12 protein-coding genes are annotated in these 9028 nt (G+C 62.3%); 3 read left to right on the top strand and 9 right to left on the bottom strand.

Annotated elements, in window-relative coordinates:
- Positions 1-218 precede the first annotated feature (218 nt).
- On the top strand, positions 219-1100 hold the full coding sequence (locus C482_RS02150) for an amidohydrolase family protein (RefSeq protein WP_006165726.1): 882 nt from the start codon (positions 219-221) through the stop codon (positions 1098-1100).
- A 328-nt stretch (positions 1101-1428) separates the two neighbouring features.
- On the opposite strand, the gene C482_RS02145 is transcribed toward C482_RS02150, so the two are convergent.
- The 3 genes from C482_RS02145 to C482_RS02135 form a co-directional block, all read right to left on the bottom strand.
- Positions 1429-2202: an IclR family transcriptional regulator gene (locus C482_RS02145; RefSeq protein ID WP_006165725.1), complete on the bottom strand. Its 774-nt coding sequence runs from the start codon at positions 2200-2202 to the stop codon at positions 1429-1431.
- An 88-nt stretch (positions 2203-2290) separates the two neighbouring features.
- Positions 2291-2878 (bottom strand): HD domain-containing protein, encoded by a 588-nt coding sequence (locus C482_RS02140; protein WP_006165724.1) that lies wholly within the window; start codon positions 2876-2878, stop codon positions 2291-2293.
- Positions 2879-2885: 7 nt separating this feature from the next.
- Complete coding sequence (locus tag C482_RS02135) at positions 2886-3602, bottom strand: EthD domain-containing protein (protein ID WP_006165723.1); 717 nt, start codon at positions 3600-3602, stop codon at positions 2886-2888.
- A gap of 242 nt (positions 3603-3844) precedes the next feature.
- On the opposite strand from C482_RS02135, the gene C482_RS02130 reads away from it, so the two are divergent.
- Complete coding sequence (locus C482_RS02130; RefSeq protein WP_006165722.1) at positions 3845-4813, top strand: NAD-dependent epimerase/dehydratase family protein; 969 nt, start codon at positions 3845-3847, stop codon at positions 4811-4813.
- 38 nt (positions 4814-4851) lie between these two features.
- On the opposite strand, the gene C482_RS02125 is transcribed toward C482_RS02130, so the two are convergent.
- From C482_RS02125 to paaA, 6 genes are all read right to left on the bottom strand, one after another.
- Positions 4852-5238, bottom strand: a complete 387-nt coding sequence (locus C482_RS02125; RefSeq protein WP_006165721.1) for a PaaI family thioesterase — start codon at positions 5236-5238, stop codon at positions 4852-4854.
- 144 nt (positions 5239-5382) lie between these two features.
- Complete coding sequence (gene paaE, locus C482_RS21700) at positions 5383-5559, bottom strand: 1,2-phenylacetyl-CoA epoxidase subunit PaaE (RefSeq protein WP_006165720.1); 177 nt, start codon at positions 5557-5559, stop codon at positions 5383-5385.
- A gap of 17 nt (positions 5560-5576) precedes the next feature.
- A complete protein-coding gene (gene paaD / locus C482_RS02120) occupies positions 5577-6005 on the bottom strand; it encodes a 1,2-phenylacetyl-CoA epoxidase subunit PaaD (RefSeq protein ID WP_006165719.1) in 429 nt (142 codons plus the stop codon).
- Between the two features lie 6 nt (positions 6006-6011).
- Positions 6012-6947 carry a 1,2-phenylacetyl-CoA epoxidase subunit PaaC gene (gene paaC, locus C482_RS02115; RefSeq protein ID WP_006165718.1) on the bottom strand — a complete coding sequence of 312 codons (936 nt, stop codon included), beginning with the start codon at positions 6945-6947 and terminating at the stop codon, positions 6012-6014.
- Complete coding sequence (gene paaB / locus C482_RS02110) at positions 6947-7264, bottom strand: 1,2-phenylacetyl-CoA epoxidase subunit PaaB (RefSeq protein ID WP_006165717.1); 318 nt, start codon at positions 7262-7264, stop codon at positions 6947-6949. The genes paaC and paaB overlap by 1 nt, the downstream gene beginning before the upstream one ends.
- Before the next feature lie 2 nt (positions 7265-7266).
- Entirely contained in the window at positions 7267-8208 is a 942-nt protein-coding gene (paaA, locus tag C482_RS02105; RefSeq protein WP_049896396.1) for a 1,2-phenylacetyl-CoA epoxidase subunit PaaA, read from the bottom strand.
- 95 nt (positions 8209-8303) lie between these two features.
- Here paaA and C482_RS02100 point away from each other — a divergent pair, with 95 nt between their 5' ends.
- A complete protein-coding gene (locus C482_RS02100) occupies positions 8304-8948 on the top strand; it encodes a helix-turn-helix domain-containing protein (RefSeq protein ID WP_006165715.1) in 645 nt (214 codons plus the stop codon).
- Positions 8949-9028 lie beyond the last annotated feature (80 nt).

Below are 9028 nucleotides of genomic sequence, written 5' to 3'. Positions count from 1 at the left end.
AACGGACACCGCTGACGCGGTGTCCTTGCTCTCTTCGATTCCACAGCGACAACTGACCAGTATCAACAATCTCCTACAGAAGAGCGATTTTGGTAGTGGTTGTGGTCGGTGATGATGCACTTCAGACATGAAGTTGATAATGTCTACTTCAACATTATATGGTCGACGGCGACAGATTCATCCGAAGCTACATGTGAACACACGTTGTCAACCAACACATGGACTTGCCGACGGTGCTCGGTCCCAACGAGCCGCGCGCAATCGACATGCATGCCCACCAGCCGACTAGCGAGTTCCTCCATGACGCCGGCGGCCAGATGATGCGCGACGCCGCCGACCGCTTCGGCGCGGATCTCGAGACGGACACCTACGAGAACATGCGCGCGGAGTACCGCGAGGCCGGCGTCGGGAAGGCAATCTTGCTCGGCTGGGACGCCGAGACGAACACCGGCAACCCACCCGTTCCGAACGCCTACGTCGCCGAGGTCCGTGACGAGTTTGACGACTTCTTCATCGGCTTCGGCTCCGTCGACCCGCTCAAGGACGACTGCGTCGAGGAAGCCGTCCGCTGTGTCGAGGACCTAGGACTGTCGGGATTCAAGTTCCAGCAGATTGCCCAGGGATTCGACCCCTCCGACCCCGAACACGAGGAGCTCTGGGCGACCATCCAGGATCTCGGCGTCCCGGTCGTCTTCCACGGCGGGAACTCGACACTCGGTGCATGCTCCCCCGGCGGCCGCGGGCTGAAGATCAAGTACGGCAATCCGATGCTGATCGACGATGTCGCGGCGGAGTACCCCGACCTCCAGATCCTCATCGCCCACCCTGCCTACCCCTGGGAGAAAGAACAGCTCGCCATCTGCCAGCAGAAGGGCAACGTCTACATGGATCTCTCGGGCTGGATGCCACGTTACATCGACGACCAGGTGCTGCACTACGCCAAAACGCTGCTCTCGGACAAGGTCATGTTCGGCACCGACTACCCGATGCTCGAACCCGAACCGTGGCTCGAGCAGTTCGCCGAACTGGACTTTGACGAGGAGACCCAGCGGAAAATTCTCTGGGAGAACGCCGTTGACTTCCTCGGGCTGGACGAGTGAGGTGGTTTATCGAGGGCTACTCGAGTACCTCCGTCCAGCTCACCCTGCCACCATTGTCCCGTCTGTTCGAATAGTGGGAACAGTAATGTGGCGACATTACGAGTGGCCGCCAGCATTGTGGCATAGTTACCATAGCATCCGCGAACAGGTGGCGGATATTACGGATGTACACCTGTAATACGCAGGTGGTCAAATGACGGTTCACGATTACAAATGACTGTTCGACCTGATCGAACGAACCCTCAAAGTTAGTGGTGGAGGGCGTGTAGATCGGTCCAATATATTCAGTGTCCGGAAAGCGCTGCACGACGAGGCCCGATCGGCCTGCTCAGATATGAGCCAGATTGACCTCGACTTCGTTGACCGCACCGAGCAGGAGATCTGGCAGTTCCTGCGTGAGCAACTCGCCGCGAAGTCGGTTTGCAGGGCCAGCGATACTGATTGCACCAATTGCATGCCCGTCCTCGTCTCGGACTGGTGCGCCCACCGCGTGGACGCCCGGAACGGATTCTTCTCGGTTGAGTGCGTAGCCCTCCTCGCGGATCGAGTCGAGTTCGGTTCGCAATTCGCCTGGGTCGGTAATCGTCTGGGGCGTCCGTTCGCTCAATCCGTGGCCGTCGATGATTCGGGCGATCTGTCCCTCGGGGAGGTTCGCGAGGATTGCTTTGCCGGCGGCAAACTGGTGTAAGGGCGTGCGGTTGCCGACGCGAGCGTGGGTCGTGACTGAGTGTGCGCCGTCCGCGCCGTAGAGGTGGACGCCGGTGTCGTCCTCCTCGATTACACACCAGACCTTCTCGTCAGTTTCGGCGGCGAGTTCGTCCACCTTCGGCCTGGCGAGGTCGTACAGTGGGTGTTGGTTCCGGACGTGAACGCCGTAGTCGAGAAACCAGGAACTGAGACGGTAGATGTCTCCCGCACGGACGATCAGGCCGCGGTCGGCAAGCGTCTGGAGGTGGCGATGTGCGGTGCTCTTTGCGAGTCCCAGTTCGGTTGCGACCTCGGTAACGCCCATGCCTGTCCGCCCGGCCTGTTTGAGCACGCCGAGCAGGTTAATCGCCGTCTCGACGGTTTCGACGGGTCGGTGATCCGAGTGTGCTGTCATGGGTTCACTCTCACGTGGAACTGTAAAAAGTGTGTTCCCGCTATTCGAACACAGACCCTCTGTCTGCTTCTGTGCCGCTAGCACGCCGTCAGGACGTTTGCGAGTACTCCTCGACCCACTCCTGCAGCGTGATCCCCATCGCAGACTGCGTGATCGCGTTCGAAGACGCCGAGTTGGCGCTTTTGACGAGTTCAGCTTCGAGCGTTCGCGTCGGGACTTCACCCAGGAAGTGCGGAATCGCACGCTGCACCGCGAGCGGACAGCCGACCTCGTGGGCGAGCGCGTAGCCCGAAATCGAGTGGGGAATCTCCTCGCTGACGTAGCGCGGATCGGGGTCGTCGAGCAGGTTGTCCGCGACGAACGGCGGATACTCGTAGCACTTTCCCACGTCGTGGAGGAGACACGCCGCGACGATGGTGTCCAGATCGGGGTCAGCGCCGTGGAACTCGCGTTGCTGGGTCGCCGAGTCGATTGCGATCCGTGTCACACCACGGACGTGCTCGACGTTGGTCACCTCGTCGATGTTCCAGGCGTAGGGAATATCCGAAATATCCTGCCAGCCGCCGCGCTCGAGGCCGAGCACCCACGCCTCGACGACCCGTTCGCAGAGGTCGTCGTCCTCGATGGACTCGAGTTCGGGGAAGGCGTCGCGGACCTGCGCCTCGAAGTCTGTCATCGTCCCGTCATTCCTCGTCTTTGACGAGTCGTTCGCGGCCGATGAGCCGCGGTCGCTCGTCGATCGCGAGGAAGTTGTTCACGTCTTCGCGGGCCTCCTTCGCCTTCCCACGGTCCGGATCGTAGTCTCGCGAGCCCTCGCTGCCGAGCGCGTCGTACAGCTTCTCTAAATCGTCGAAGTAGAGTTCGGCGACGCCGTCGAACTCGGCGTTTTCGGGGTCGGTTGGGAGCACCGTATTGTACTTTACGACGCCCTCAATTTCGCGGGCGATTGGGGTGTGGTTCTCCTGCCAGTAGTCGATGAACTCCTCGTGGGTCATCCCCTCCTGGCGGACGAGGAACGCTGAGTGCTTGTAGAGGCCGTCAGTATCACTGCCGACTTCGTCTTTCTGGACGATCTCCTCGCCGATGAGCCGCGGTCGCTCGTCGATCGCGAGGAAGTTGGCCACGTCTCGCCGGGCCTCAGCCGCAATCTCTTTCGTCGGATCGTAGTCACGCGAGCCCGGACTGCCAAGCGCGGCGTGTACGTCCTCGAGTGTCTCAAAGTAGAGTTCGGCGATACCGTCGAACTCGGCGTTTTCGGGGTCGGTCGGGAGCACCTGCTGGTAGCGAACGACGCCTTCGATTTCCTTCGCGATTGGGGTGTGAGTGGTCTGCCAGTAGTCGACGAATTCCTCGTGAGAGAGGTCGTCCTGTCGGACCAGGAGTGCGACGTGCTTGTACATCAGTGATCACGTGACTTTTTCACGCACAGTGTCATAAATCGTACCGGCGTGTTTCGTCTCGCGGTCAGATTCCACGACCATCACCCACTGGTACAGCCTTCGCTGGATGCACCCCACCGGTAGAGCAAAGTCACTAGCCAGCGACAGTGAAAGCGTATGACAGAACCCCTCGCACACAGCGGCTGTTCCGTTCGTGGGCCACTCCGCACCGACCGCACTCGAGACGGCGTGGTGAGCGAGCGATGACGAGCGAGAACGCGACTGTACTGGTGACCGGCGGCACCGGCTTCATCGGCTCCTACGTCGCCCGCGACCTACTCGAGTACGGCCACGATGTCGTCGCCTACGATCTCTCGGCGGACACGGAGATTCTCGAGAAGCTCGGCGTCGCGGACGATGTCGATGTCCGCCGCGGCGACATTTCGGAGCCGACGGAGGTCATCCGAGCGGTCAAAGAAACTGACACGACGCATATCATCCACCTTGCCGCGCTCCTGACGACGACGGCTCGCGAGAACCCCCGCGCGGCGGCCGACGTGAATATCCTGGGGACGAACAACGTCTTCGAGGCTGCACGCACGCTCGACGATCAGGTCGAACGCGTCGCCTGGGCCTCCTCCGCGGCGGCCTACGCCCCGCCGAACCACTATGACGCGGATTGGGTCGACGAAGACGAACTCGTCTACCCGGACACGCTTTACGGCGCGACGAAGGAGTACAACGAGCATCAGGCGCGGGTCTACCACGAGGAGTACGGCCTCGACCACGTCGCGCTCCGCCCGACCGTCGCCTACGGTCCGTACCGCGAAACCGGCGGCTCGGCGTTCCTCGCGAACATCATCGAGAAGCCGGCGCTCGGCGAGCCCTACAGCGTCGACTACGGCGATCAGGCCATTGACTGGCAACACGTCGCGGATATCGCGCAGGCGTTCCGGAAGGCGGCGTTCACACCCGAGGACTCGCTCACCCAGCGCGTGTACAACGTTCGGGGCGTCCTCGCGACGGTTCGCGAGGCTGCCGAGGCGGTCGAAACCGTGCTCCCGGACGCCGAAATTGCTGTTTCCGACGACGGCGAACTCCCCTGGACCCAGAACCTCGACATGACGGCGGCCCAATCAGATCTGGGCTACGATCCCGAGTACGATCTCGAGTCCGGCTTCCGCCAGTACATCAACGTGCTTCGGGAGGAGAACGGACTCGAGCCGGTCTGAGTCTCTGATTTCGATTTTGGCTTTTCTGCTGTCGCGCGCTACCCTGTCTTGTACACACCGCGCGCATCCGCGACGTGCGCCTCGTCGTCGACCGCGTAGACATCGACATCGACGACACCTACGTCGCTCCCACAGCGGACGACCTCGGCCTCGGCGAAGAGATCACCCGTTCCGGCCGAGAGATAGTCGATGCGCATGTCGATCGTCGGCACCGGCTGGTCGACCAGCGAGACGAGCGCAGCCCCACCGACGGTGTCTGCCAGCGTGAACGTAACGCCGCCGTGGGCCATCAGCCGGTCCTCGTTCCAGGAGAGTTCCTCGGTCATCTCGAGTTCCCCTTCGGCGTGGCCGTCGGCACAGTCGGTGATGGTGATCCCAAGCAGCGATGCGAAGGGCATGCCCTCGAAGAAGGCTTCGGTGTCCATGCCTCACAGTGTCGCACGATCGATAATAAATGTGGCAGTCGAGTGGCTGATTCTGCAGGCGGGCAGTGGCGAGTAGCGCCGCTCTCGGGGCCGGCGAGCGGCGCGGATTCGTAGTGGAACCGAGCACGGCGGCGCAGTCAGCCTCTATCCGAACGCTTCGAACGGCTGCTCGCACTCGTTACAGTAGTGCATCGACCGACAGAGTGACGGCCCCTTCGGGTGCTCGCGAACGGTGTCCGTCGAGTCGCAGTACGGACACGTCGCACCCGTCGTCTCGCCGCTTGTCGTCGTGCTCGGGTCTGGATTAGTGTGTCTCCTCATGGGTTCATACTCACTGTTCAGATGCTCAGGCCGAACTCCCGCAAATCTTCCTTCCCCTGCTCGGTTACCAGATCGACCGTCCACGGCGGATTCCAGACGAGCCGAAGGTCGGCGTCGTCGACACCCTCGACCGCCGCTGCCGTCTCTTCGACCTCCTCGGTCAGCATCTCTCGCGCCGGACACCCCGAGTAGGTGAGCGTCATGTCGACAGTCGCGACGCCCTCAGCAACGCTGACGCCGTAGATCAGCCCGAGATCGACGATGCTGATCGGCATCTCCGGATCTTCAATCTCGTAGAGGGCATCCCAGACATCGGACTCGAGTCCGGTCGCGTCTGCACCAGTCGCTGGGAGCTCCGCAGCAACGTCACCGTCGGCCGATCGGTACTCGGTGTAGGCACAGGGCGTTGCATCGGTCTCGGTCGGTTCTGGACTATTGCTACTCATTATGTTTCACTCCGGGGTTTCCATGATTTTCGTTGGCTCGCTCCGCCCCAGTTCGCGGTAGGTGTGCGTGAAGTCGTCGTAGAGGTCGACCCACGCGTCGGTGTGGATGCCGTCCCGACCGCGTTCGTCGGGGAGCATCTCCTGGGTCACCTCGAATTCGAACTCGCCGTCGCCGGTCTGTCCGCTTTCGGGAACGTCGAGGTCGAGCGACTCGAGGTACGGGACGACGATTGCGAGCCACTCCTCGCCGAGTTCCTCGAGTGTCGCTGTTCGGAGGCCGAAGTCGACGATGTCGGCCTCGACGTCGGAGCCGGTTGCTCGCGGCTCGTCGTCGCTCGTCTCGTTTGTCTTGTTTGCGTTCTCACCATGTGGCGGCGCGCACGGTTCGAAGATCGTCAGCGCGTGCGGGAACAACCGATCGAGCGCCGCCTGCAAGCGTTCGTGACCTTCTTCACCCTCGGCAAGGCGCTCGAGCCAGTTCTGGGCGTGCTCGCGGTGATAGCTCTCTTCCTGCTGAATCTTCGCGACTCGGTTCGCAATTTTCGGCGACGAGGACGCTTCGAGTGCTTCCAGTCGAAGCTCTTCGGCCACGTCGCAAAGGTACGACCGGAGCACTGCGTCTGCCCAGTCGCCCTCTTCGAAGGGGAGTTCGACGATCGTGCTGTGGCGGAACTCCGCCGGATCACGCTCGTAGACGAGTTCTCGCTCCGTGTATCCGTGGTCACCAAGCACGTCGTACCAGAGCCTGGCATGCCCGAGTTCGTCCTGCGCGTTGTTCGCCAGCGCGAGATCGGACTCGAGTGTCGGCGCGCGGACCTGCCACTCGGTGTAGCGCTCGGCGAGGACGAACTCGTCGTCGGCGAGCCGTTTGATCAGGCACTCGAGTGCCTGGCGTTCGCGAGCGGTCAGGTTTTCGGGGTCGCTGAAGTCAGGCGTCGTCATCAGTCGTCACCTCGCTGTTTCTCGGCGGTTACTTGCTCGTCTTCGGACTCGACAACCTCGCGGGCGTCGGTGCCGGTCGTGTTGTAGGCGGTCGCCCAGCGGTAGCTCTTGTCCGTCGTGCCGCCGAACGCGACTTCGTCGCTGCCGATTTCGCCGATTTCTTCGCGCGGGACGACCCAGAGGCTGTTCGTGGGTTTGCGCCGGCCGTGCTGGATGGCGGCGAACTGTTTGGCCATCTCGCGGTCGGGCGCGTGGACGTTGCCACAGTGGGTGTGGTACTCGCCGGTCTTCGCCTGGCGGAAGACTTCCCAGATCATGGTTAGTCGGCCGCCTGTGGCTCGTGGCCACTGGCGGCTGGCGTGTCGCGTTCGATCGTCTCACGGACCCAATCGACGGCCTCCTGAGCGTGCTTGCGGCCGTTGATCTGCCCCAGTCCCGGCTCGTACTCGTTCTTCGCGATGGTGAAGAACTCGTCCCAGTCGAGGTCGTCCTCCTCGACGGCGTAGGTGCCGTCGTCGCGCTCGCGAATGCGCGGTTCGTCGGGAATCTCGAGGCCGTACTTGCGCGCCTTCGGAATGTACTGATCGAGGAAGGCGTTTCGCAGATCGTCGTTGGACTGCTGTTTCAGCCCGACCGAGGATGCGAAATCGTGGTGCGTGCTCTTGTCGTCGGTCGGTCCGAAGAACTGGATAATGCGCGGCCACCACTCCTCGAACGCCTCCTGGGTCATCTGTTGTTCCTTTCGCGAGCCGGTCATCAGCTCTTTCAGGATGTCCTCGCCGTGTTTGACGTGGAAGCCTTCCTCGAAGCACACCTTATCCATGGCGTGGGCGTAGGGCTCCCAACTGGTCCGGCGCAGGGTCGCCTGCCGGCGCATTGCGGCTCCGTCGACGAAGAACGAGATCATCGGCACTTCGACCCAGCTCTCGAGTGGGTAGTGAAAGCAGTTGAGGAACTTGCCGTCGCCATTGGCGAGGTCGTCGAGCATCTCCTCGCGGGTCTTCACGCCGAGCGATTCCGCCGCGCGGTAGAGCAACTGCCCGTGGCCGATTTCGTCCTGGACCTTCGCGGAGAACGCCAGTTTGCGGTCGATACTCGGCGACTGGCGGATGAACGGCCGCTCGAGATACGCCCCCATGATCTCGCTGTTGGCGTGGAACTCGATCATCCGAGTCGCTGCCTCCCGGTACTCCCGGGGAAGGTCGTCCGCAGGGCTGAACTCCCGCGGCCCCGCGCGCTCTTTCACCGTGCCAAGATCCATCATACCACACTAGTGGTCGGAAACGCCCTTAGCGGTTAACTACCATATACACGGGTTTTAAATATTGGTGTGGTGTCCGGTACACCACAGTTACCATGATCGAGGAGTGTCTCGCCGTCGAATTTCGCGTCCACCATGACGACTGTCCGCTCGCGGAGGCGACCCGCGCCGTTGGCGACGGGGTCGACGTGGACGCCCGCCCGCCACAGCGACGCGACGATGGCTACGACCTCCTCCAGTTCAGTTCCACCCAGTCCGACGCGCTCGTCGAGCAACTCGAGTCCGACGACCGCATTCGCTACCTCCACGTCTCCCGAACGAACGGGCGCTCTCGGTACCGCTGTCTCTCGAAACAGCCCTGCGTGGTCCACCGGCTCGTCGACGCCGGCCTGATCGTCGAGACTCTGCAGTACCGTGACGGTGCGGCCATGATCTTCGGTGCCGTGGTCGGTCGGGACGTTCTCAAGGGTGTCATGGAAGCCGCAGGGGAGACGGTCGGTGTCCGACTCGAGCGCGTCTACCCGCTCCAGGCCGAGGCCAGGGAAACACCGACACAGCGGTGGGACCTCACCCCGGCCCAGGAGGAGTGTATTCGGACGGCACTCGAGATGGGCTATTTCGCGATTCCGCGCGAGACGTCCTCGGAGTCGGTCGCGACGGAACTGGAGATTAGCAAGTCGGCATTTCTGGAACGGCTTCGGCGGGCAGAGGAGGCGCTGTTTCGCCAGATTTTCAGTTGAACTCCGGTGTCGGTCCATCGCTGCACCGTCGGTCATCATCGGCTCCTTCGCTCCTAAGATAGTGGTGTGCTCTCACACCC

This window comes from Natrialba chahannaoensis JCM 10990, from assembly GCF_000337135.1.
GTDB classification, from domain to species: domain Archaea; phylum Halobacteriota; class Halobacteria; order Halobacteriales; family Natrialbaceae; genus Natrialba; species Natrialba chahannaoensis.
This window is presented reverse-complemented; position numbering and strand designations above follow the sequence as displayed.

Excerpts from the sequence above, each read along its gene's own strand:
- paaE (WP_006165720.1), bottom strand. The coding sequence starts at position 5,559 with ATGAGGAGACACACTAATCCAGACCCGAGCACGACGACAAGCGGCGAG.
- C482_RS02135 (WP_006165723.1), bottom strand. The coding sequence starts at position 3,602 with ATGTACAAGCACGTCGCACTCCTGGTCCGACAGGACGACCTCTCTCAC.
- C482_RS02145 (WP_006165725.1), bottom strand. The coding sequence starts at position 2,202 with ATGACAGCACACTCGGATCACCGACCCGTCGAAACCGTCGAGACGGCG.
- C482_RS02125 (WP_006165721.1), bottom strand. The coding sequence starts at position 5,238 with ATGGACACCGAAGCCTTCTTCGAGGGCATGCCCTTCGCATCGCTGCTT.
- C482_RS02140 (WP_006165724.1), bottom strand. The coding sequence starts at position 2,878 with ATGACAGACTTCGAGGCGCAGGTCCGCGACGCCTTCCCCGAACTCGAG.
- C482_RS02100 (WP_006165715.1), top strand. The coding sequence starts at position 8,304 with ATGATCGAGGAGTGTCTCGCCGTCGAATTTCGCGTCCACCATGACGAC.
- C482_RS02150 (WP_006165726.1), top strand. The coding sequence starts at position 219 with ATGGACTTGCCGACGGTGCTCGGTCCCAACGAGCCGCGCGCAATCGAC.
- paaA (WP_049896396.1), bottom strand. The coding sequence starts at position 8,208 with ATGGATCTTGGCACGGTGAAAGAGCGCGCGGGGCCGCGGGAGTTCAGC.
- paaD (WP_006165719.1), bottom strand. The coding sequence starts at position 6,005 with ATGAGTAGCAATAGTCCAGAACCGACCGAGACCGATGCAACGCCCTGT.
- C482_RS02130 (WP_006165722.1), top strand. The coding sequence starts at position 3,845 with ATGACGAGCGAGAACGCGACTGTACTGGTGACCGGCGGCACCGGCTTC.
- paaC (WP_006165718.1), bottom strand. The coding sequence starts at position 6,947 with ATGACGACGCCTGACTTCAGCGACCCCGAAAACCTGACCGCTCGCGAA.
- paaB (WP_006165717.1), bottom strand. The coding sequence starts at position 7,264 with ATGATCTGGGAAGTCTTCCGCCAGGCGAAGACCGGCGAGTACCACACC.